A 22,183-nucleotide genomic window follows, 5' to 3' on the forward strand; every position below is an offset into this window, starting at 1 on the left:
ATTCCCGGCGCTTGAGCCATGTCCTCCCTAGTCACCGCCAGCTGCGAAGCACTCAGTGAAGGCGGCGCGCTTGCGCGTCAGCTCGATGCCTTCGTGCCGCGCCCCGCCCAGCTGCGCCTGACCGGGGCCATCGCCGAGACCTTCCAGCAGCGCGACGTGTTGCTGGCCGAAGCCGGTACCGGCACCGGCAAGACCTACGCCTATCTGGTGCCGGCCTTGCTGTCCGGTTTGAAGACCATTGTCTCCACCGGTACCCGCGCGTTGCAGGACCAGCTCTATCACCGCGATCTGCCGCGCGTGCGCGCCGCATTGGGCGTTGGTCATCGATCCGCTCTGCTGAAGGGGCGGGCGAATTACCTATGTCGCTATCGCCTGGATCAGGCACGCGGCGAGCCGCGTTTCACCTCGACCGAGCAGGTGGCGCAGTTCCAGCGCATCCTCACCTGGTCCGGCCGCACCCAATACGGCGACATGGCAGAGCTGGATGGCTTGGCCGATGATTCGCCGTTGCTGCCGATGGTCACCTCGACCGTGGACAACTGCCTGGGAACCGATTGCCCGTTCTGGGGCGATTGTTTCGTGGTGCAGGCGCGGCAGCGGGCGCAGGAGGCGGATCTGGTGGTGGTCAATCATCATCTGCTGCTCGCCGATCTGGCTCTGAAGCAGGAAGGTTTTGGCGAAATCCTGCCCGGCGCGCAGGCCTTCGTCATCGACGAGGCGCACCAGTTGCCTGAGCTTGCGGCCAACTTCTTTGGTGAAGGCTTCGGCATGCGTCCGTGGCAGGAACTGGCGCGCGATTGCCTCGCAGAGTGCCGCAGCGTTGCTGGTGCGCAGGCCACCCTGCAGCAACCGGTGGCGACGCTTGAACTGGCCTTGCGCGAACTGCGCGAGGCGATGGAAAAACTGCCGCAACGTGGCACCCGCTGGCGTGCCCTGGCGGTGCCGGCGGTGGCGGAAGGCTTTGATGCGGTCGCTGCGGGGATGGCCCAGCTGCGTGATGCATTGGGCTTTGTGCGTGAAGCCTCGCCGGGGCTGGATGCCTGCCATGCACGCGCGCTGGAAGGTGTGTCGCGATTGTCACGCTGGTTGGATGACGGCGACAGTGGCGCGGTCGATGCGTGGGATATCGATGAGGTTGCAGTCGCGCCGGGAGAAGGTGTCGCGCCAGCGGCCAGCGACTCGCTGTTTCCCGTCGACGATGGCAACGATGTGCTGTGGTACGAACTGACACCGCGCGGTTTCCGTTGCCAGCGCACGCCGATGGACGTGTCCGGGCCGTTGCGCGAGCACCGTCTGCGCTCGATGGCGGCCTGGGTATTCACTTCGGCCACCTTGACCGTGGATGGTGGCTTTGAACATCTGTCCAAGCGTCTGGGTCTGGATGATCCGGATACCCTGGTACAGCCCAGTCCCTTCGATTGGCAGCAGCAGGCCCTGTGCTATCTGCCACAGCAGCTGCCCGATCCGGCTGCGCGTGGTTATGGCGCGGCCTTGATCGCCACCTTGCGGCCGGTGCTGGAAGCGTCGCAGGGCAGGGCATTCCTGTTGTTTGCCTCGCATCGCGCGCTGCGTGAGGCGGCCGATGCGCTGCGTGATGGCCCGTGGCCGCTGTTCGTGCAAGGTGAAGCGCCACGTGCCAGCCTGCTGCAGCGCTTCCGCGAATCAGGCAATGGCGTGCTGCTGGGCGCGGCCAGCTTCCGCGAAGGCGTGGACGTGGTTGGTGATGCGCTGAGCGTGGTGGTGATCGACAAGCTGCCGTTCGCTGCTCCAGATGATCCGGTGTTCGAAGCGCGGCTGGATGCGATCCGCCGCCAAGGCGGCAATCCGTTCCGCGATGAGCAGCTGCCGCAGGCGGTGATCGCGCTCAAGCAGGGCGTGGGCCGGCTGATTCGCAGCGAGACCGATCGCGGCGTGCTGGTGCTGTGCGACCCGCGCCTGCTGTCGCGCGGCTACGGCCGGATCTTCCTGGATTCGCTGCCGGCATTCCGCCGTACCCGCGCGCTGGCCGATGTGCAGGCCTTCTTTGCGCGACAATGGGCGCCGGTGGCGGATTCCGCCAGCCCGCCGGCCTCGGCCGACGCTGGTTCGGAAGCGCCGCCGTTCTCCCTTTCCTGATGTGATGCCATGAAGCTGCTTGCCTTTGAAACCGCCACTGAAGCCTGTTCCGTCGCCCTGTATGTGGATGGGCAGGTATTGGAACGGTTTGAAGTAGCGCCGCGTCGGCATGCCGAGCTGAGCTTGCCGTGGGCCGAGCAGTTGCTGGCTGAAGCCGGTATTGCCCGCAACCAGCTGGACGCGATCGCGCTGAGCCGTGGGCCGGGTGCCTTCACTGGCGTGCGTTTGGCAATCGCCATCGCGCAGGGCATTGCCTTGGCGCTGGATCGGCCCTTGTTGCCGGTATCGACCCTGCAGACCTTGGCACTGCGTGCGCCGGCCGATGCGCCGCGGGTGCTGGCCTGCATCGATGCGCGCATGGGGGAGCTTTACGCGGCGCGCTATCTGCGTGACGCCGATGGCGCACTGCAGTTGCAGGAGCGTGAGTTGCTGGTCGCGCCGGATGCGGTGCAGCTGCCGGCCGATGACAGCACCTGGGCCGGTGTCGGTACTGGTTTCGCGGCGGGCGAGGGCGTGTTGAACGCGCGCCTGCAGCCGCGGCTGAGCAGTGTGGATGCGCAGGCATTGCCCAGTGCTGCCGACGTGCTGAAGATCGCCGTACCGGTAATGCTGCGCGGCGAAGCCATCGCCCCGGAGCTGGTGCAGCCCGCCTACCTGCGCGACAACGTCGCGCTGACCCTGATCGAACAGCAGGCGTTGCGCGATTCCAAGCGCTGAGATCTGTTGGGTTTTGTAGGAGCGGCGTAAGCCGCGAAACCGGTGTTGTCTGAACTACCGGCCTGATTGCGATCTGGGAATGTACGAGCTTTGCGGCTTACGCCGCTCCTACAAAACAACCGGTTCAACGATCGTCGTGCAGCTGCCCGCCGGGCAGGAACATCCAGGTGCGGGTGACCTGCAGGATGTCGATGTCGTCCTTGGTCTCGGGCAATGCCGGGAACGGCTGCGCCTGCTCGATCACGCGCAGGGCGGTGGCATCCAGTAGCGGCACGCCGCTGCTGCGCAGCACGCGACTGCTCTCCACGCTGCCGTCACGACGCACGCCAACGGTGATCACCACCTGGCCGGCGAGCCGGCGCTGGCGCGCTTCGTCGGGATAATTCAGGTTGCCGACGCGCTCGGCGCGGTCGACCCAGGCGCGCAGGTAGTTGGCATAGGCGTACTCGCGGGTACTGGCCGAGACGAACTTGCGGTTGGGGCGTTTGGCGTATTGCTCCGAGCGCAGATGCACCTCGGCCGCCAGCCGCGCCATCGCCGCATCGCGTTGTTCGCGCGCGCTCATCGGTGCGTTGGTATCAGGGCGATCCGGCAGCGGTTGGGTCTGCGCGCTCGCAACCGGGTCCTTGCCCTGGGTGCTGGTGATGATGCGCGCCTGCGGCGGCGGTGGCGCTGCCGCGTTCTGCGCCTGCAACGGCACCGGTGCCAGCCCGTCCTGCAACTGCGGCACGATGCCAGCCTGGGAATCGCGTGGGCGCTGGGCCTTGTCGTGGTCGCCGCCGCCCTGCTGGTTGGCCTGGGCGAGGAAGTCGGCTTGTTTGGGCGTGAGCGGGGTGCTGGTCTGGCTGAAGATCACATCCAACGTCGGTACCAGCGGTGCGTTGTCGCTCACTGCAAAGCCCACCCCTAGGATCAGCAAGCCATGCACCAGCGTGGACAGCACCAGGGTGGCGGTGAGGCGTTGCTGCTCGCTGACCCGCGGTGCCGCGGGCAGGACGTCAGGCTGGGAATACATCAGGCCAGGCCAGCCTCGATCGCATCAAACAACTGGCCGGCGATGTTCAGGCCGAACTGCGCATCCAGCTCGCGCACGCAGGTAGGACTGGTGACGTTGACCTCGGTCAGATAGTCGCCAATCACATCCAGGCCAACGAAGCGCATGCCGCGGCGCTTCATTTCCGGGCCGACCTGGGCGGCAATCCAGCGGTCGCGCTCGCTCAGCGGACGGCCTTCGCCGCGACCGCCAGCGGCCAGGTTGCCGCGGAATTCGTCGCCCTGCGGGATGCGTGCCAGGCAATAGTCCACCGGTACACCATCGATCAGCAGGATGCGCTTGTCGCCAGCGCTGATGTCGGGAATGAAGCGCTGTGCCAAGGCCAGGTGTTGGCCGCCATCGGTCAACGTCTCCAGGATCACGTTGAGATTCGGATCGCCGGTGCCGCTGCGGAAGATCGAGCGCCCGCCCATGCCGTCCAGCGGCTTGAGCACGGCTTGGCCGTGTTCAAGCACGAAGGCCTTGAGTTCGCGCGCGTTGCGGCTGACCAGGGTCGGCGGGCAACACTGCGGGAACAGCAGCGCGGCCAGCTTCTCGTTGAAGTCGCGCAAGCCCTGCGGGTCGTTGACCACGGTGGCGCCGGCCTGCTGGGCGACGCTGAGGATGTGCGTGTCGTACAGGTACTCGCCATCGAATGGCGGGTCCTTGCGCATCAGCACGATCTGCCCCGGGCCGAATGCCAGCGGGGCGAACTCGCCCAGGCTGAACCAGCCGGCCTTGTCGTCATGCACCTGCAGCGGGGCAACCTCGGCCTGGGCCTGGCCACCGTGCAGGGACAGCCCGCCGGGGCGCACGTAGTGCAGCCGATGCCCGCGGCGCTGGGCTTCCAGCAGCATCGCAAAGGTGGTGTCCTTGGCGATCTTGATGTCGGCGATGGGGTCCATCACCACGATGACGTCTAAAGGCATGACTTGAATCCAGCAGATCTGGTCGACGATGTTAGCCGTTCAGGGCGGGGCCGCACAGCGCGGAAAGCGGAACGCTGAGGCTGAATGGTGCTGCGCTTTTATTGAGATGCAGGTCACATTACATTGGGGATCGGCCAAGTCCTGCGGACATCGCTTGACAGTTCGCGGCTGGGCTGGGATATAGATGCGCTTTCGCGGCAATATCGCACTTGGTATCGGTCGCGCGTTCGGGGAACAAAAATGGTTGAAAACATGGCTGCGGGTGGGGAACTCGCAGGGCTGAAGGTGATGGTCATCGATGATTCGAAGACCATCAGGCGCACGGCTGAAACACTGCTCAAACGTGAAGGTTGCGAGGTCGTTACCGCTACTGACGGTTTCGAAGCGTTGGCCAAGATCGCTGACCAGCAACCGCAGATCATCTTCGTCGACATCATGATGCCGCGGCTGGATGGCTATCAGACCTGTGCGCTGATCAAGGGCAACCAGCTGTTCAAGTCGACGCCGGTGATCATGCTGTCGTCCAAGGATGGCCTGTTCGACAAAGCCCGTGGCCGCATCGTCGGTTCCGAGCAATACCTCACCAAGCCATTTACCCGCGACGAACTACTAGGTGCCATCCGCACATACGTCAACGCCTGACCAGGGGGAAAGGCACAAAATGGCTCGAATTCTTTTGATCGAGGACTCACCGACCGACAGGGCGGTGTTTACACAGTGGTTGCTCAAGGCTGGGCACGAGGTGTTGTCGGCTGACAATGCCGAGGACGGCCTGCAGATTGCCCGTGAGCAGGCTCCGCAGCTGGTGCTGATGGACGTGGTGTTGCCGGGAATGAGCGGTTTCCAGGCGACCCGCGCGCTGTCGCGTGACGAGTCCACGCGTGCCATCCCGGTACTGATCGTCAGCACCAAGGGCATGGAAACCGACAAGGCCTGGGGCATGCGTCAAGGCGCCAGCGATTACATCGTCAAGCCGCCGCGCGAGGAAGATCTGATCGCGCGGATCAACAAACTGGTGGGTTGATGCGTTCTCCATTCGACATCCTTGAAGCCTACGAACGCCGCAGTCTGGCGCACGCGGTACAGCTGCCCGAGCGCAGCTTTTCGCAGGATGTCTGGCGTGGCGTGGGTTACCGCGTTGGCAGCCGGCATCTGGTCTCCGATTTCCGCGAAGTGGTGGAAATCGTGCCGATGCCGCCGGTTACTCCGGTTCCCGGCGCGCAGCCGTGGTTGCTGGGCGTGGGCAACCTGCGCGGCAACCTGTTCCCGGTGGTGGACCTGAAGAACTTCCTGGAAGGTGAACGTACGCCGCCGCAGGAAGGCCAGCGCGTGTTGATCATGCGCCAGAGTGGCGGCGACGTCGCGCTGGTGATCGACGAGTTGTATGGCCAGCGCAGCTTCGAGGCACCGATGCAGGTGCCGGCCGGTGACATCGCCCAGGGCCGTTACGCGCACTTCGTCGAACGTGCCTTCCATGATGAAGGCCGTGACTGGGGTGTGTTTTCGCTGTCACTGCTTTCCCGCACTCCTGAATTCCGGCAAGCGGCCGCCTGATTGGCGCGCTTGCCTCTTCGTATTGAGACCGAGGTCGAACGATGAGTACTGCTCCTGAAGCCGCCAAGGCTGGCAAGCTTGGCAACGTAAGCACCAACTTCTGGTTGGGCTTGTTGGTGCTCTCGATGGTGGTGTTCGGTGCCAACACCGGCGTGGCCACCTGGCAGGGTAGTCGACTGGCCGGCGCCAGTACCGGCGCCGCCGATCTGCAGGTGCTGTCACAGCAGCTGGCCAACCAGGGCCGTGAAGCCGTGGCCGGTAGCCGCGAAAGCTACGCAGCGTTCAAGGACACGCGCAGCAAGGTGGAAAGTACGGTCAGCGAGTTGCAGGGCCGTTACGGCAATGAGACTGGCGTGTCCGGCCCGCTGAACGCGCTGGTCGATACCTGGAAGCCGCTGTCCAAGAACGCCGAGCAGATCGTCGCCTCCGAGCCAGCCGTGCTGGCCCTGGCCGGTAATGCCGATGCCTTTGTCGGCGCGGTGCCGCAGCTGCAGGCGCAGTTGAACGAAGTGGTGCGCGCAATGACTGCCGGCGGCGCCCAGTCCTCGCAGGTCTACAACGGCCTGCAGCAGGTGGTGGTGGTTGGCACCATGGCCCGTCGCGTCACCGAAATCCGCGCTGGCGGTGCCGGTGCAAGCGGCGCCGGTGACGCGCTGGCCCGCGACATGGTGGTGTTCACGCAGGTGCTGGAAGGCCTGCGCAACGGCAATGAGGAAATGGGTATTGCCGCCGTGCGCAATGCCAATGCACAGGTTGCGCTGGAACAGTCGGCCAACCAGTGGGCAAAGATGAAGAAGGACGCCGACGCCATTCTGGCCAGCTCGCGCAACCTGTTCGCCGCACAGTCCTCGGCAGCCGCACTGGCGACCGGTTCGGACAAGATGCTGGAAAGCAGCCGCAAGCTGTTCGATGCGTTCTCGGCCTTCGGTTCGGCCCGCGATACCCGCATCTTCCCGAACTTCTGGTGGAGCGTGATCTTCGGCGGCCTGTCGGTGCTGTCGATCATCGGCTTCGTGTGGAGCACGGTGCGTACCCGTTCGCGCGAGCAGGACGTGCGTTACCAGACCCAGGTGGAGTTCAACAGCCGCAACCAGCAGGCGATTATGCGTCTGCTGGACGAAATCAGCTCGCTCGGTGAAGGTGACCTGACGGTAAAGGCCTCGGTGACCGAGGACATGACCGGCGCCATCGCCGACGCTATCAACTACGCCGTGGACGAACTGCGCCACCTGGTGACCACCATCAACGACATCTCCTCGAAGGTGGCGGTGTCGGCACAGGAAACCCAGGCAACGGCAATGCAGCTGGCAGAAGCCGCAGGCCACCAGGCCGACGAGATCACCAGCGCCTCGGACCGTATCGGCGAAATCGCCACCTCCATTGAGCAGGTGTCGCGCAACTCCACCGAGTCGGCCGAAGTGGCACAGCGCTCGGTGGTGATCGCTACCGAAGGCGCCGGCGTGGTGCGCCAGACCATTCAGGGCATGGACCAGATCCGCGACCAGATCCAGGAAACCTCCAAGCGCATCAAGCGCCTGGGTGAATCCTCACAGGAGATCGGCTCGATCGTGGAACTGATCAACGACATTTCCGAGCAGACCAACATCCTGGCATTGAACGCTGCCGTGCAGGCAGCCTCGGCCGGTGAAGCCGGTCGCGGTTTTGCCGTGGTGGCCGACGAAGTGCAGCGCCTTGCAGAACGTACCTCCGGCGCAACCCGCCGAATCGAAGGTCTGGTGCAGGCGATTCAGGCCGATACCAACGAAGCCGTTACCTCGATGGAACAGACCACCGCCGAAGTGGTGTCCGGCGCGCGTCTGGCCGAAGACGCCGGTACCGCGCTGACCGAAATTGAACGCGTGTCGAACGCATTGAACAATTTGATTAAAAGCATCTCCATCGCCGCCAACCAGCAGGCCTCGGCAGCTACCGACATCACCCAGACGATGGGCGTTATCCGGCAGATTACCGGCCAGACCTCGCAGGGTGCCGGGCAGACCGCCGACTCGCTGGGTCAGTTGAACCAGTTGGCGGCAGAGCTGCGCCGTTCGGTGGCCGACTTCAAGTTGCCGGCCTGAACGGACTGATCGGGCGGGGATGCAGAGGAATCAGCAGATGAAGTTTCGTCACAACGCAACGCAGGGCCGCCCGGACGGCATGCAATTGATGCTGCACGGGGGAGTGCGATGAGTACCTTGCGCGATGCGATGAGCCACGCAGCTCTTGGGTGGGTAAAGCCCGAGCTGGACGAGACCCTGCGCCAGGTGCGCAACGAGGTCGAAGCGTTCGTGGAAGATCCCAGCGATTCCAGCCGCATGCGCTTCTGCGCCGGTTATCTGCACCAGGTGCAGGGCACGCTGCGGATGGTTGAGCTGTATGCGCCGGCGATGGTTGCCGAGGAGCTGGAGCTGCTGGCCAATGCAGTGCGTGACGGTGGCGTCGCCGACCGCGATGAAGCCTGCGCCACGCTGATGCGTGGCACCGTGCTGCTGCCCGACTATCTGGAGCGCCTGCAGAACGGCCATCGTGATATTCCGATCGTGTTGCTGCCATTGCTCAATGACATCCGTGCAGCACGCGGCGCTGAAGGCATCAATGAAAGCGTGTTGTTCGCCTTCAATCCCGATGCCAGCGACGCCAGTCCGGATGAACTGGAGCATGCCCGTGGCAGCGTGAGCGGGCGTAACCGCGAACTGCTGGACACCGTGGGCAATGCGGTCAAGGAAGAACTGATGCGCATCAAGGATGCGCTCGATCTGCATATGCGCATGGATGGCAACCCGGCCGATCTGCAGGTGCAGGTCAATGAGCTGGGCGCCGTCTCAGATACTTTGGGTGTGATGGGCCTGGGCGTTGCCCGTGGCATCGTTGCCCAGCAGCGCGATTCGCTGCATGAAGTCGTCAACGGCAGTCGCCAGATCGACGACAACCTGTTGCTGGATATCGCCGGCGCGCTGCTCTATGTGGACGCATCGCTGGACGAGCAGGTCGCCCATCTGGGCGCGAACGTCGCAGGTGAAGATGATGCGGGTTCGGTGGAGACACGCCGTACCGTGGAAGTGCTGGCGCATGAAGCCATCGCCAACTTCACCGCCGCGCGCGAATCCTTTGTCGCCTTCATCGAGACCAACTGGGACCATGCACGCCTGGCCGAAGTGCCACGCCTGCTGGGCGAGGTCTCCGGCGCACTGCGCATGCTGGAGATGCCGGTACCGGCCGATTACCTGCAGGCTGTACGCCAGTACATCGACGTCGAACTGATCGCACGCCAGCGTATCCCGAGCGGCCGCCAGCTCGACACCTTGGCCGACGCGATGGCCAGCCTGGAGTACTTCCTTGAAGCCCTGCGCGATCGTCGCCCGGGCCGCGAGGAAATCCTCGATATCACCCGCACCAGCCTGGAAACCCTGCGTTACTGGCCGATTCCGTCGCAGTTCGCGGTGGCCGACAGCGCTGCGGTCGAGACGGTGGCTGCCGACCTCAGCACCGCAGCCGTTGCGGACAGCGCGGGCATCGGCGTGGCTGATTCGGTAGTTGTGGATGTGGCTGAAGCACCGGCTGAAACTGTCGAAACGGCGGGCGAAGCATCGCAGGTCGTCGAGCAGGCACCGGCTATCGCCGCAGCGGCCATGCCGCCGCCGTTGCCGCCACTGGAAGTGGAAGAAAAGCCGCAGGCAGCTGCCGCTGATTACCCGTTGGTGTTTGGCGCGGCGATCAATGCGGTGGCAACCCCGACCACACCGGTTCAGAACGTGGACGTGTCTGCAGCGCAGGCAGCAGATGCCGCAGCGGAGAGTTTTGCATTCGATCCAGTTGCCGCCGAGACACCTGAAGCTGCTGAGAGCAGCTTCAGCCTGGCGCCGATGGTGCTTGAAGGCCACGAACTGGCCAATCCGAATGAAGCAGAAGCACCGGCGCCGTTTGCCGCGAGCTTCGACCCGGTCGCCGCCGAGGACGCAAGCTCCGCTGGCGCGAGCCAGAACTATCACTTCGACACGTCGCTGCTGACGCTGGACGGCACCGATACAGAAGCAGTGCAGGCGCCCGAGCCTGCCAGCACCGGCGCGCTTGATGCTGAGCTGGTCAACCTTGAGTTTGCTGACACCGATGTGTTCTTCAGCCCGGAGCTGGAAGCCGTCAATCCGGTGATCGATGGCGGAACGAGTGCGCAGGTATCGCTCGCCGATGATTGGGAGCAGACATCTGCACCGATTGAATCGGTTTCCGAGTCTGTCGAAGCCGTATCCACACTGGATATGGAAACCGCTGCGTTCATGGCGCAGCTTGATGCGGCTGCCGAGGCCTTCGATCCTTTCGCGCTACCTGAGTCATTGCAGCCCGAGCCCGCTACTGCGGAAGTCGCTGCCAGCACTGCCAGTGCTGCCGCGCCGACACGTGCTTCCGCGCCGGCGCAGCAGCTTGACGGCGGTTTCATCGATGGCGGCGACGTAATCGATCAGGACATCCGCGACGTCTTCATCGAGGAATTCGACGAAGAACTGGAGAACCTTGGCAATCTGCTGCCCGCATGGCGCGCAGCACCAGCCAACATGGAGCGTCTGCGCCCGGTACGGCGCGTATTCCATACCTTGAAGGGCAGCGGGCGCCTGGTTGGTGCACGCACCTTGGGCGAGTTCAGCTGGAAGATCGAGAGCATGCTCAACCGCGTGCTTGATGGCAGCCGTCCCGCCAGTCCTGCGGTCATGGCTGCGGTGACGCAGGCCTATGACGTGTTGCCGGAATTGAATGCGGCACTGCGCGGTGTTGGCAACATCCAGTCCGATCTATTGGGCATCCAGGACGTGGCTGACCGCGTTGCAGCAGGCGAAGAAGCGTTCTACGTGACCGGTGCCAGTGCTGTTGCAGCCGCCGCGCCGGTTGACGAAGTGGTGCCGGAACTCAAGATCGCCGAGGCGGCGGAAAGCGATCTTGCAGCCGCGATCGAGATCGAGGATGCGGAAGGCACCCCTGCATCGGTGGACGAGGTGCTGCGCGAGATTCTCGAAGCCGAGATCGGCGCGCATCTGGTCACGGTCAATACCTGGCTGGCTGGCTCGGTTGCACAGCCGCAAGCTGTCTCCGAAGACCTGTTGCGCGCCGTGCACACCATGAGCGGTGCATTCGCGATGACCGATGTGCCGGTGATCACCCAGATCACCAGCCCGGCGGAAACCTTCGTCAAGCGTTCGCTGGCGGCGGCGGTAACGCCGACCGCCGCGGGCGTGGATGCGCTGGCGCAGATGGCGGCGGCGGTACACACCACGATCACCGCATTGCGCGCGCCTTCGCCGCGCATCCCGGCATTCCCGGGCGTGGCGGAGCGTCTGCAGGCGCTGGTTGATGACCTGCCGGATGGCAAGTGGCCGCCGATGCTGGCCGAAGACGAGCTTGTTGCAGACGATGTCGTGGCCCTGCAGTCAACAGGTTCGCTGGACAGCGACGTCAGCTCCGAGGTGGTGGGTACGGAAGACCTGTCCGCGTACTTCGACTCTGGCCTGCTGGAAGAGACACCTGGCAATGTGGCAACGCTGGAAGCCACTGAAGCGCAGGTTGCTGCAGACGTCGCCGAGCGCGGCGCGCACGCAGCAGCTGACAATGTTGATTCGGTTGATGCCGAGGCACTGTCGCAGGCGTTTGAAGCCGGCGATGAGAGCGGGCTGGAAACCGAGCTTGCCGTTGGCGAAGTGAGCGGACAGATCGACGTCGCCGAATCGGCTGAGGTCGTCGAGCCGGCCGTTTCGCAGCATGCCGCCGAAGCTGAAGACCACTATGACGCCGTGCGGGCCTCGACCTGGGGTGCTGCACGCGACGCCGAGGTGGCCGCAGAAGCAGCCGAGATCGAACCCGAACTGGCCGTCGGCGCTGATGTTGATGCAGCATCTGCAGCCAACACAGTCGACACCCGGCCCGAGGACGGTCAGCAGAATACGTTGGTCGCGATGGAGGCATCCGGCCATCTGGATGACCGTGACAGCGTTGTCGCACGCGCCTTGGCCATCGCCAGCGTCGCAGCTGCCGTTGGCGCAGCGCAGCTGGGCCCAACTGAAGCCGGAGCCGAAGCGTCAAGCACGGCGGGGTCGACTGAAGAAGGCGAGCTGGCAGCAACGGAAGCAGTTGAACAGGCAGTGGCCGAAGATCAGGTTGACGTCGCCGCGGAGCTCGACGAAGTTGCCGATGACAGCGTCGTGCAGCCGTCGATCGCCGTCGCTCAGACTGATGCTGTTGCTGTGATTGGTGATGAACCGGTTGTGGATGCAGCGCCGGAGCTGGAAGCTGCTGATGAAGACGAGCCCGGAGCTGAAGTCGAAATCGAAGCTGAGGCCGAAGCCGAAGCCGAAGAGGCCGCTTTGATCGAAGAGACTGCTTCGGACGAAGAAGATACTTCGGTCGAGGACGCGCTGGCGATTGAGGAAGCCGAGCAGCTTGAAGAAGCCGCACAGCTTGATGATGTGGCTGTGAGCGAGCTTGTCGAGCCAGCTGCCGTCGAAACCTTTGTCGTCGCCAAGACCGTGCTGGCACCGCTGACCGCAGCATTGCCGGAACAGGCTGAGGCACCGGTCGCCGCAGCTGTGGCACACGAACTGGACGCCGGGCCGCTGAACTTCGCCGACCTGGACCGCGAGCTGGTCGATATCTTTGTCGAGGAAGGCAAGGACCTGCTCGATCATTGCGATGGCCTGGTCAACGACATGCGCGCCGCGCCGGAAGACCGCGAAGCGCTGGCTGGCCTGCAGCGTGACCTGCACACCCTGAAGGGTGGCGCACGCATGGCCGGCATCAATGCCATCGGTGACCTCGGTCATGGCATCGAATCGCTGCTGGAGGCGGTTGCAGCCAACCGCACCGAGATCACCCGCGCCGACGTGCAGCTGCTGGAGCGCGGTTTCGACCGTCTGCACCAGTTGTTGATCCGCACCGGCGAGCATCGCGCGGTAGTGATGCCGACCGATCTGATCGAGGCCTTCGAAGCGCGCACCGATGGTCGCGCCGAAGCCGCGCAGGCACCGGTGGAAGCCGCTGCTCCCACGTTCGAATCGGCACCGGCAAGTGTTGCCGCTGTCGACGTGCTGCCGCAGCCGCTGGCGGCGATCGAACCGCTGTCTGCACCGCTGCGCGAAGAGCAGGCCAGCAACGAAGAAGAAGGCGCACCGCGCGGACAGGAGCAGGTGCGCGTACGCGCCGACCTGCTCGACAGCCTGGTCAACCACGCCGGCGAAGTGGCGATCTACCGCTCGCGCCTGGAACAGCAGTTGGGCGCGTTCCGCGGCGCCATGGCTGAGCTGGACCGTACCAACGCGCGTCTGCGTGACCAGCTGCGTCGCCTGGATCTGGAGACCGAAGCACAGATCGTGGCGCGTTACCGCCGCGAGCATGAGCAGGCCGACCAGACCTTCGATCCGCTGGAACTGGACCGTTTCTCCACCTTGCAGCAGCTCAGCCGTGCGCTGAACGAATCGGCTGCCGACTTGGGCGGTCTGCAAGGTGTGCTGGACGATCTGTCACGCAACTACGACACCCTGCTGCAGCAGCAGTCGCGCGTGAGCTCGGAACTGCAGGACGGTCTGATGCGTGCGCGCATGGTGCCGTTCGATGGATTGGTGCCGCGCCTGCGTCGTGTGGTGCGTCAGGCCGCGCAGGAAACCGACAAGCAGGTGCACCTGAAGCTGGAAGGCACCCACGGCGAACTCGATCGCAACGTGCTGGACCGCATGGTCGCGCCGTTGGAGCACATGCTGCGCAACTCGGTTGCCCATGGCCTGGAGCAGCCGGCTGTACGTACCGCCGCGGGCAAGCCGGAAGAAGGCGAAATCGCCCTGCGCCTGCGTCGCGAAGGTTCGGAAATCGTGTTGGAAGTCGGCGATGACGGTGCCGGCCTGGACCGCGAGGCGATCCGTCGCCGCGCCGAGCAGCGTGGGCTGTTGGGCAGCGACGAGCAGGTCGACGACACCCAGCTGGACCAGATGATCTTCGCTTCCGGCTTCAGCACCACCGAACAGGTCAGCCAGCTGGCTGGCCGCGGCGTGGGCATGGACGTGGTGCGCAACGAAGTGCGTCAGCTTGGCGGCTCGGTGGATATCCACTCGGTGCGCGGTCAGGGCGCGACCTTCACCCTGCGCCTGCCGCAGACGCTGGCGGTTACCCAGGCGGTGTTCGTCCGCATCGGCGAAACCACCTACGCGGTGCCGGTGGCATCGGTCAGTGGTATCGGCCGTATTTCGCGCGAGCGTTTCGAGTCGGGCGAAGGCGGTTACCACTACAGCGGCGAAGATTTCAGCCTGTACAACCTCGGCACGCTGGTGGGTCAGGTTGCCGCCAAGGCCGAAGGCCAGACCGAAATTCCGCTGTTGCTGGTGCGCTCCGGCGACCTGCGCGCAGCGGTAGCGATCGACCAGGTGCTGGGCAACCGCGAGGTCGTGGTCAAGCCGGTGGGCCTGCAGATCGCCTCGGTGCCGGGTATCTACGGTGCAACGATCACCGGCGAAGGCAATGTGGTGGTGATCCTGGACGTGGCACCGCTGGTACGTCGTCATCTGACCCAGCCGCAGCAGACGGTCGAAGTCATCGAGGCCAGCAGCCAGCGCCACGTGCCGCTGGTGATGGTGGTCGACGACTCGCTGACCATGCGCAAGGTCACCGGCCGTGTGCTGGAACGTCACAACCTGGATGTGGCCGTGGCTCGCGACGGCGTGGAAGCGCTGGAGCGGCTGGAAGAACGCATCCCCGACCTGATGCTGTTGGATATCGAAATGCCGCGCATGGACGGCTACGAGCTGGCCACTGCGATGCGTGCGGATCCGCGCTACAAGAACATCCCGATCGTGATGATCACCTCGCGCAGTGGCGACAAGCATCGCCAGCGCGCATTCGAGATCGGCGTCCAACGCTATCTCGGCAAGCCGTACCAGGAGCTGGATTTGATGCGCAATGTCTATGACCTGCTGGGGATCGCCCGTGCACGCGACTGACGACACTGCCAAGCCGGTTGCACTGCTGGCGCGTGCCGGTGCCGCCCGTTATCGCCTGCGCGAGGCACTGGTGGCCGCCGGCGGCCGCATCGTGCTGGAAGAAGACCCCAACCAGTTGGAACCGGCCGCGTTGACCTCGGCTGCGCCACAGGTCGTGCTGGTGGCCTTGGAGCCGGCGATCGAGGACGCGCTGGAGCGGCTGGAGTCGGTGTTGGAGACGCCGGAGCTTTCCTTGTTGTTCGAGGAGGCCGAGCTGGCGGCACGCCGTGAAGGCTGGGAAGCACAGCGTTGGATCCGCCATCTGGCAGCCAAGCTGCAGGGGCATGACAACGTGCTGCCGCCGGGTCTGGAGAATGAAGACGCCGAGCCGGCAATCACCCTCGAGCCCGGCCTGCCGCCGCGCCCGGCCGATGGTCACGTGGACGCGCCGCTGCAGTTCCACCTGGACGAGGCGCAGGTGCAGGCCTATGACCTGCCTGCCGACGAAATCTATATCGCTCCGACCAGCGCGCTTGAACCGCATCCGGAAGTGTTGTCTTTCGAGGAATTGATCGCCGGGAACACGCAAGCCCCGCAAGCGCTGTCGCCGAGCCTGCCACCGCCGCTGCCGCCGGAGCTGGTTGCCGCACCGGTTGAACCCGAAAGCAAGAAGGCGCCGATTGCTGACTTCAGCAGCTGGTCGCTGGTAGAGGACGATGGCTATGAGACGCCGCCAGCTGTAACCAACAGTGCCCCGGAGCCGCCTCCGGCCTTGGCCAGCCTGCTCAACAGCGAGTTGTCCCTGGTTGAGATCGATGCCGGCCCTGCAGAAGGGAATGGCGCGGTGCTGCTGATCGCTGGTATCGGCGGCCCGGACGCGGTGCGCCGCGTGCTGGCCAGCTTGCCGGAAGACTTCGCGCGACCGGTGCTGGTGCAGCTGCGTCTGGATGGCGGTCGTTATGCCAACCTGGTCAAGCAGATGGCACGGGCCACGCCGTTGCCGGTGACCTTGGCCGACCCAGGGCAGAACCTGGTGCCGGGCGATGTCTACATTCTTCCCGATGTGATCGGCGTGGAGGCGAGTGCCGAGGGCCTGCGCTTCTGTGCGGAAGCCAACGACCTGCTCGGCGCCCTGCAGCCAGACCGCAGCGCGGTGCTTATGCTCAGTGGCGCCGACGTAGCGATGGTCGCGCCGGTGTTGGAATTTGCTGGCAAGGGTGGCTGGGTGGCGGGGCAGATCGGCGAGGGGTGCTATGACCCGGCCGCTGCCAGTCAGCTGGCCGTCGCTGGCATGAACGCCGGTGATCCGGAATATCTCGCCGCCGAATTGGCTGTGCATTGCGCGGCGTGACCGCAGCGCGACCCAGGAACTGACGATGAGCTACGCAAACAACGATGAAGTCCGTGGGGTACTGATACAGGCCGGTACCGAGCGCGTATTGCTGCCCAATGCGACGGTGGCGGAAATGATGTCCCGCGTGGCGGTCGAGCCGATTGCCAATACCCCCGGGTGGCTGGTCGGGCAGATCGCGTGGCATGGCTGGAGCGTGCCGTTGCTGTCCTATGCCGGGCTCAGTGGCCATGGCAATGAAATGGTGACCAGCAACAACAAGGTGGTGGTGCTCAAGGCCTTGGGTGGTAACCCGGACCTGCCGTATTTCGCCCTGCTGACCCAGTCCTTCCCGCAGTTGATCGCGGTACCCCGCGACGGCCTGCTGGCTGACGCATCGGAAGAAAGCCTGCCGGTTGGCGTGCACATGCGCGTGCTGCTAGGCGAACAAAGCGCACTGCTGCCGGACCTGGACGCCGTGGAAAGCGCCGTGATCCTCGCCCTGGCAGAAGCCGTAGCCTGACCGGCACAAGGCACCCGCATAGGGCACCCGTAGTGCCGAGCCATGCTCGGCAGAAGCTTTCCCGGCAATCCTCAACATTGTGGGAGCGGCGTAAGCCGCGAAGCTCTCACCCCATCAGATTGCAGACCGGTTGGTTGTTCCAGCGGTGTCGGCCTCGCGGCTGACACCGCTTCCACAACAGTGAGTGCAGCCGATAACGCTCAGCCGAGCATGGCTCGGCGCTACAGGTCGCCCAGGCGGGCCTGTAGGGCCGCGATGGCGGCCAGGCCGGCGGTCTCGGTGCGCAGGATGCGCGGGCCCAACTGCAGGCCCTGGAAGCCCGCCTCGCTCAGTTGCTGGCGGTCACGCGGCGACCAGCCGCCTTCCGGACCGATCGCGATCACCACGCCGTTGGCTGGCGCTGCGGGCAGCGAGGCCAGGCGATGTTCCCCCAATGGGTCCAGGGTCAGGCGCAGGGTCTGCTCAGGCAGTGCCGCGGTGGCCGCAGCCAGCGCCTGCGGGCTGCCAATGGACGGAATCCGTGCACGCCCGGATTGGCCACAGGCCGAACCGACCACATTGCGCCAATGGGCGATGCGCTTCTCGGCGCGGGCTGCGTCCAGTTTTACCTCGGTGCGCTCGGCGTTGACCGGGATGATGCGGTTGACCCCCAGTTCGGTGGCTTTCTGCAGGATCAGGTCCATCTTCTCGCCGCGCGCGATGCCCTGCAGCAGGGTGATCGCCAGCGGTGATTCGTTGTCGATGGCCTGGGCACTGTCGATGTGTACCTGTACCTCGCGCTTGCTGATCGCGCTGATGGTGGCCGCGTAGTCATGGCCATCGCCATTGAACAACACGCAGCCTTCGCCTTCGCGCAGGCGCATCACCCGGACCAGATGGTTGGCGACATCCTCAGGCAGGGACAGGCTCTGGCCGGCGGCAAGCGGCAGTTCAATCGGGCAACGGGTAAGGCGCATGGGAGTTCTCGCAAAGGCGGTGCCGCGTGGGGAGCGGCTGGGTCTGCTAGCATTTCAACGTCATGAAAACGTATCTGCCAATGCGCATTCTATCGATCTACCGTCGTTTTGCCCGGAGCGGCGCATGAGTCGCCGCCTGCCACAGATCCATAACGTGGTCGAAGAACACATCGGTCCGTTCCGCCAGCAGCAGTTGGATCTGGAGTTCTCCAACGGCGAGCGCCGGCATTTCCAGCGGCTGGTCAGTGGTGGTCACGGCGCGGTGGTGGTGGTGCCGATGCTCGATGATGAGACCGTGCTGCTGGTGCGTGAATACGCCGCCGGCCTGCACCGCTACGAGCTGGGTCTGGTCAAGGGCCGCATCGATGAAGGCGAGACGCCGATCGAAGCGGCCGACCGCGAGCTCAAGGAGGAGGCCGGTTACGGCGCGCGCAGGCTGGACGCACTGCGCAGTCTGACCCTGGCACCTACTTACATGAGTCACCAGTCCACGTTGGTGCTGGCGCGCGACCTGTATCCGGAGCGCCTGCCTGGCGATGAGCCCGAGGAACTGGAAGTGGTGCCATGGAAGCTGGCCGAGCTGGACCAGCTGATGCTGCGCGAGGATTTCTCCGAGGGACGCTCGCTGGCTGCCCTGTTCATTGCCCGTGAGTGGCTGCGAGGTGGCGCATGAGCGCAGTAGTTGATGACGTCCTGCGCGAAGGCGTGCTGGATATCGCCCAGCGCGCAGGCGCGGCGATCATGCAGGTCTATGCCAGCGGTTTCGATATCGAGCAGAAGGCTGACGACAGCCCGGTCACTACCGCCGATCTGGCCGCCCACCGGCTGATTGTTGCGGGTCTGTCGCAGCTGACCCCTGATATCCCGGTGCTGTCCGAGGAATCGGCGCAACTGCCGTGGGAGACCCGCCGCCAGTGGCAGCGCTATTGGCTGGTGGATCCGCTGGACGGCACCCGCGAGTTCATCAAGCGCAATGGCGAGTTCAGCGTCAACATCGCCCTGATCGAACAGGGCGTATCGGTGTTTGGGGTGGTGCAGGCGCCGGTGACCGAGGTCATCTGGCATGCACAGCGCGGTGGCCAGGCCTGGCGCCGTAGCGGTGAACAGCAGGATGCGATCACCACAAGGGTGCCACCGGCATCGCCGCTGCGGGTTGCCGCCAGTCGCTCACATGCCAGTGCGCGCACCGCGACCTTGTTGGCGCGGATGGGCGAGATCGAGCTGATCGCGCAGGGTTCCTCGCTTAAATTCTGCCGCATCGCCGAAGGCACGCTGGACGTGTACCCGCGTCTTGGGCCGACCAGTGAATGGGATACCGCTGCCGGTCAGTGCGTACTGGAAGCCGCAGGTGGTGTGGTGTTGGCTGCCGATGACGGTGTGCCATTCGCCTACAACCAACGCCCGCGGCTGCTCAACGGTGACTTCGTCGCCTTGGGTGATGCCTCGCTGCCATGGCAGGAGTGGGTGGCTGGGCTTTGATGCCAGGCCGCAGCCTGCCTGCAGAGAATCTCAAACGCCGGCGATTGCCGGCGTATTCGTAATGAAAGGTGATGCGCGCATGTCCGAACTGACCGATATCCAGACCTTGTTGCAGATCATGGCGCGCCTGCGCGATCCCAATGGCGGATGCCCGTGGGACCTGGAACAGGACTTCGCCAGCATCGCGCCGTACACGGTGGAGGAGGCTTACGAAGTGGCCGATGCCATCGACCGCAACGATCTGCCGGACCTGAAGGACGAGCTGGGCGATCTGTTGCTGCAGGTGGTGTTCCATGCGCAGATGGCCAGCGAGCAGGGCGCGTTCAATTTCGGCGACGTGGTGGCATCGATCAGCAACAAGATGATCCGCCGCCATCCGCATATCTTCGGTGACACCGAGGTCAGCGACGCCGACGAAGTGCTGGCCAACTGGGACGAGATCAAGCGCAGCGAGCGTGCCGCCAAGGGTGAGCAGGATGGGTCTGCATTGGCCGGTATTTCGCGTGGACTGCCGGAGTGGCTGCGCGCTACCAAGCTGCAGTCGCGTGCCGCCCGCACCGGCTTCGACTGGCCGGATGCAGTGCCGGTGCTGGACAAGTTGCGTGAGGAGATCGACGAAGTGCAGGCCGAGTTTCAGCTTGCTGCCACTGGCGTCGACAACCACACCCGCCTGCAGGAAGAACTGGGCGACGTGTTGTTCGTCTGCGCCAATCTTGCCCGCCACGCCAAGGTCGATAGCGGCACCGCCCTGCGTCATGCCAACCAAAAGTTCGAGCGCCGTTTCCGCGCGATGGAAGCGCTGGCGGCCGAGCAGGGGAAAGCAATGTCGCAGCTTGATCTGCAGCAGCAGGAAGCACTCTGGCAGCAGGTGAAACAGCACGAAAAGGACGCCGCGCAGTGAAAACCCTGGCGCTGTTCCTGCTGACCGCGTTGGCCGAGATCGTCGGCTGCTACCTGCCGTGGCTATGGCTGCGGCAGCAGGGCAGCCCGTGGTTGCTGTTGCCGGCTGCTGCCAGCCTCGCCTTGTTCGCCTGGCTGCTGACCCTCCATCCGGCTGCCAGCGGGCGCGTCTATGCCGCCTACGGCGGCGTCTATGTCTGCATGGCGCTGCTGTGGCTATGGCTGGTGGATTCGGTCAAACCCACCCGCTGGGACCTGCTCGGCGGCGGCCTCTGCCTGCTCGGCATGGCGGTGATCATGTTCGCCCCGCGCAGCAACTGAAGCGCCTATGCTGGAGGCATCCAGCCCTGGGTGCAGGCCATGTCAGGTTTCAGCAGTTTCCGTGAGTTCTACCCGTTCTACCTGGGCGAACACAGCAACGTCGTCAGTCGTCGCCTGCACTTCATCGGCAGCTGCGGCGTGCTGCTCTGTGTGGCGATGCTGCTGTGGAGCGGCCAGCTGCGCTGGCTGTGGTTCGCGCTGCTATGCGGCTACGGCTTTGCCTGGGTTGGGCACTTCTTCTTCGAGAAGAACCGGCCGGCGACCTTTCGCCACCCCTTCTATTCATTTGCCGGTGACTGGGTGATGTTCGTCGACATCCTGCGCGGGCGGGTGCGGCTGTAAGCGCCTGCCCAGTTGTTTCCGGGGCTGTCGCTATACTCGGCCCATCAATCAGCACGAGGAGCGATCTCATGGGCAGCGGAGCAGGGTTGTTGGCGTTGGTGGTCGTGGTGGCCGGCATCATCGTGCTGTTCAAGACGGTGCGGATGGTGCCGCAGGGCTACGAGTGGACGGTGGAGCGCTTCGGCAAGTACACGCACACGATGACCCCCGGTCTGCACTTCCTGATTCCAATTGTTTACGGCGTAGGTCGCAAGGTGAACATGATGGAGCAGGTGCTGGAAGTACCCAGCCAGGACGTCATCACCCGGGACAATGCGGTGGTGCGGGTGGATGGGGTGGTGTTCTTCCAGGTGCTGGATGCGGCCAAGGCGGCCTATGAAGTAGCCAACCTGGAAGTGGCGATGATTGCGCTGGTGCAGACCAATATCCGTACGGTGATCGGCTCGATGGACCTGGACGAATCGCTGAGCCAGCGCGAAACCATCAACGCCAAGCTGCTCAACGTGGTCGACCATGCCACCAATCCGTGGGGTGTCAAAGTCACCCGCATCGAGATCAAGGACATCCAGCCACCGGCCAACCTGGTGCAGTCGATGCAGCAGCAGAAGATGGCCGAGCAGAACAAGCGCGCTGCCATTCTGGAGTCCGAAGGTATCCGCCAATCGGAGATCCTGCGCGCCGAAGGCCAGAAGCAATCCGCCGTGCTGGAAGCAGAAGGGCGCAGGGAGGCCGCATTCCGCGATGCCGAGGCGCGCGAGCGTCTGGCCGAAGCTGAGGCCAAGGCGACCGCGATGGTGTCCGATGCCATCGCCAATGGCAGCGTGCAGGCGATCAATTACTTCATCGCGCAGAAGTACGTGGAAGCCTTCAGTGAACTGGCCAATTCGCCCAACCAGAAGCTGGTGCTGATGCCGATGGAGGCGACCGGTGTGATCAGCTCCATTGCGGGTATTTCGGAACTGGCCAAGGAAGCCTTCGCCAAGCAAGGCGAAGCGAAGCAGCCGACACGCGGCAACCCGCCGCCGCTGGGGCGCTGAGC

Annotated in this window: 18 protein-coding genes; 15 read left to right on the top strand and 3 right to left on the bottom strand. The window is 64.5% G+C overall.

The window, feature by feature from the left end; all coding sequences use genetic code 11:
• The first annotated feature begins 18 nt into the window (after positions 1 to 18).
• Together yoaA and tsaB are read left to right on the top strand one after the other, a co-directional pair.
• Positions 19 to 2,115 (top strand): DNA repair helicase YoaA, encoded by a 2,097-nt coding sequence (yoaA, locus tag ACVOLS_RS01430; RefSeq protein ID WP_481544153.1) that lies wholly within the window; start codon positions 19 to 21, stop codon positions 2,113 to 2,115.
• A 9-nt stretch (positions 2,116 to 2,124) separates the two neighbouring features.
• The gene (gene tsaB / locus ACVOLS_RS01435) at positions 2,125 to 2,832 is read left to right on the top strand and encodes a tRNA (adenosine(37)-N6)-threonylcarbamoyltransferase complex dimerization subunit type 1 TsaB (protein WP_481544154.1); all 708 of its coding nucleotides are present in this window, start codon (positions 2,125 to 2,127) and stop codon (positions 2,830 to 2,832) included.
• Positions 2,833 to 2,956: 124 nt separating this feature from the next.
• Here tsaB and ACVOLS_RS01440 read toward each other — a convergent pair whose 3' ends face one another.
• On the bottom strand, positions 2,957 to 3,847 hold the full coding sequence (locus ACVOLS_RS01440; RefSeq protein ID WP_481544155.1) for an energy transducer TonB: 891 nt from the start codon (positions 3,845 to 3,847) through the stop codon (positions 2,957 to 2,959).
• Positions 3,847 to 4,794 carry a glutathione synthase gene (gene gshB, locus ACVOLS_RS01445; protein WP_282271113.1) on the bottom strand — a complete coding sequence of 316 codons (948 nt, stop codon included), beginning with the start codon at positions 4,792 to 4,794 and terminating at the stop codon, positions 3,847 to 3,849. Before gshB ends, ACVOLS_RS01440 begins: the two co-directional genes overlap by 1 nt.
• A gap of 240 nt (positions 4,795 to 5,034) precedes the next feature.
• On the opposite strand from gshB, the gene pilG reads away from it, so the two are divergent.
• From pilG to ACVOLS_RS01480, 7 genes are all read left to right on the top strand, one after another.
• Complete coding sequence (gene pilG / locus ACVOLS_RS01450; protein ID WP_057628851.1) at positions 5,035 to 5,436, top strand: twitching motility response regulator PilG; 402 nt, start codon at positions 5,035 to 5,037, stop codon at positions 5,434 to 5,436.
• A 19-nt stretch (positions 5,437 to 5,455) separates the two neighbouring features.
• On the top strand, positions 5,456 to 5,818 hold the full coding sequence (locus ACVOLS_RS01455) for a response regulator (protein WP_481544156.1): 363 nt from the start codon (positions 5,456 to 5,458) through the stop codon (positions 5,816 to 5,818).
• Positions 5,818 to 6,348, top strand: coding sequence for a chemotaxis protein CheW (locus ACVOLS_RS01460; RefSeq protein WP_282271121.1), 531 nt, complete (start codon positions 5,818 to 5,820; stop codon positions 6,346 to 6,348). The genes ACVOLS_RS01455 and ACVOLS_RS01460 overlap by 1 nt, the downstream gene beginning before the upstream one ends.
• A gap of 41 nt (positions 6,349 to 6,389) precedes the next feature.
• Entirely contained in the window at positions 6,390 to 8,426 is a 2,037-nt protein-coding gene (locus ACVOLS_RS01465) for a methyl-accepting chemotaxis protein (RefSeq protein WP_481544157.1), read from the top strand.
• 108 nt (positions 8,427 to 8,534) lie between these two features.
• Positions 8,535 to 15,314 carry a hybrid sensor histidine kinase/response regulator gene (locus ACVOLS_RS01470; protein WP_481544158.1) on the top strand — a complete coding sequence of 2,260 codons (6,780 nt, stop codon included), beginning with the start codon at positions 8,535 to 8,537 and terminating at the stop codon, positions 15,312 to 15,314.
• Positions 15,301 to 16,644, top strand: coding sequence for a chemotaxis protein CheB (locus ACVOLS_RS01475; protein ID WP_481544159.1), 1,344 nt, complete (start codon positions 15,301 to 15,303; stop codon positions 16,642 to 16,644). Before ACVOLS_RS01470 ends, ACVOLS_RS01475 begins: the two co-directional genes overlap by 14 nt.
• 25 nt (positions 16,645 to 16,669) lie before the next feature.
• Positions 16,670 to 17,146, top strand: a complete 477-nt coding sequence (locus ACVOLS_RS01480; RefSeq protein ID WP_282271128.1) for a chemotaxis protein CheW — start codon at positions 16,670 to 16,672, stop codon at positions 17,144 to 17,146.
• 221 nt (positions 17,147 to 17,367) lie between these two features.
• On the opposite strand, the gene ACVOLS_RS01485 is transcribed toward ACVOLS_RS01480, so the two are convergent.
• The gene (locus ACVOLS_RS01485) at positions 17,368 to 18,102 is read right to left on the bottom strand and encodes a 16S rRNA (uracil(1498)-N(3))-methyltransferase (RefSeq protein WP_481544160.1); all 735 of its coding nucleotides are present in this window, start codon (positions 18,100 to 18,102) and stop codon (positions 17,368 to 17,370) included.
• 124 nt (positions 18,103 to 18,226) lie between these two features.
• Between ACVOLS_RS01485 and nudE the strand changes: the two genes are divergently transcribed.
• The 6 genes from nudE (at position 18,227) to ACVOLS_RS01515 (ending at position 22,181) form a co-directional block, all read left to right on the top strand.
• Positions 18,227 to 18,775 carry an ADP compounds hydrolase NudE gene (nudE, locus tag ACVOLS_RS01490; protein ID WP_481544161.1) on the top strand — a complete coding sequence of 183 codons (549 nt, stop codon included), beginning with the start codon at positions 18,227 to 18,229 and terminating at the stop codon, positions 18,773 to 18,775.
• Positions 18,772 to 19,581 (top strand): 3'(2'),5'-bisphosphate nucleotidase CysQ, encoded by an 810-nt coding sequence (gene cysQ / locus ACVOLS_RS01495; RefSeq protein ID WP_481544162.1) that lies wholly within the window; start codon positions 18,772 to 18,774, stop codon positions 19,579 to 19,581. Before nudE ends, cysQ begins: the two co-directional genes overlap by 4 nt.
• Positions 19,582 to 19,660: 79 nt before the next feature.
• On the top strand, positions 19,661 to 20,482 hold the full coding sequence (gene mazG / locus ACVOLS_RS01500; protein WP_481544163.1) for a nucleoside triphosphate pyrophosphohydrolase: 822 nt from the start codon (positions 19,661 to 19,663) through the stop codon (positions 20,480 to 20,482).
• On the top strand, positions 20,479 to 20,802 hold the full coding sequence (locus ACVOLS_RS01505) for a YnfA family protein (protein WP_296252628.1): 324 nt from the start codon (positions 20,479 to 20,481) through the stop codon (positions 20,800 to 20,802). The genes mazG and ACVOLS_RS01505 overlap by 4 nt, the downstream gene beginning before the upstream one ends.
• Before the next feature lie 39 nt (positions 20,803 to 20,841).
• Positions 20,842 to 21,144 carry an Mpo1-like protein gene (locus ACVOLS_RS01510; protein ID WP_282270617.1) on the top strand — a complete coding sequence of 101 codons (303 nt, stop codon included), beginning with the start codon at positions 20,842 to 20,844 and terminating at the stop codon, positions 21,142 to 21,144.
• A 68-nt stretch (positions 21,145 to 21,212) separates the two neighbouring features.
• Positions 21,213 to 22,181 carry an SPFH domain-containing protein gene (locus tag ACVOLS_RS01515; RefSeq protein WP_481544164.1) on the top strand — a complete coding sequence of 323 codons (969 nt, stop codon included), beginning with the start codon at positions 21,213 to 21,215 and terminating at the stop codon, positions 22,179 to 22,181.
• Positions 22,182 to 22,183 lie beyond the last annotated feature (2 nt).

It is taken from the genome of Stenotrophomonas sp. STEN038, assembly GCF_056759895.1.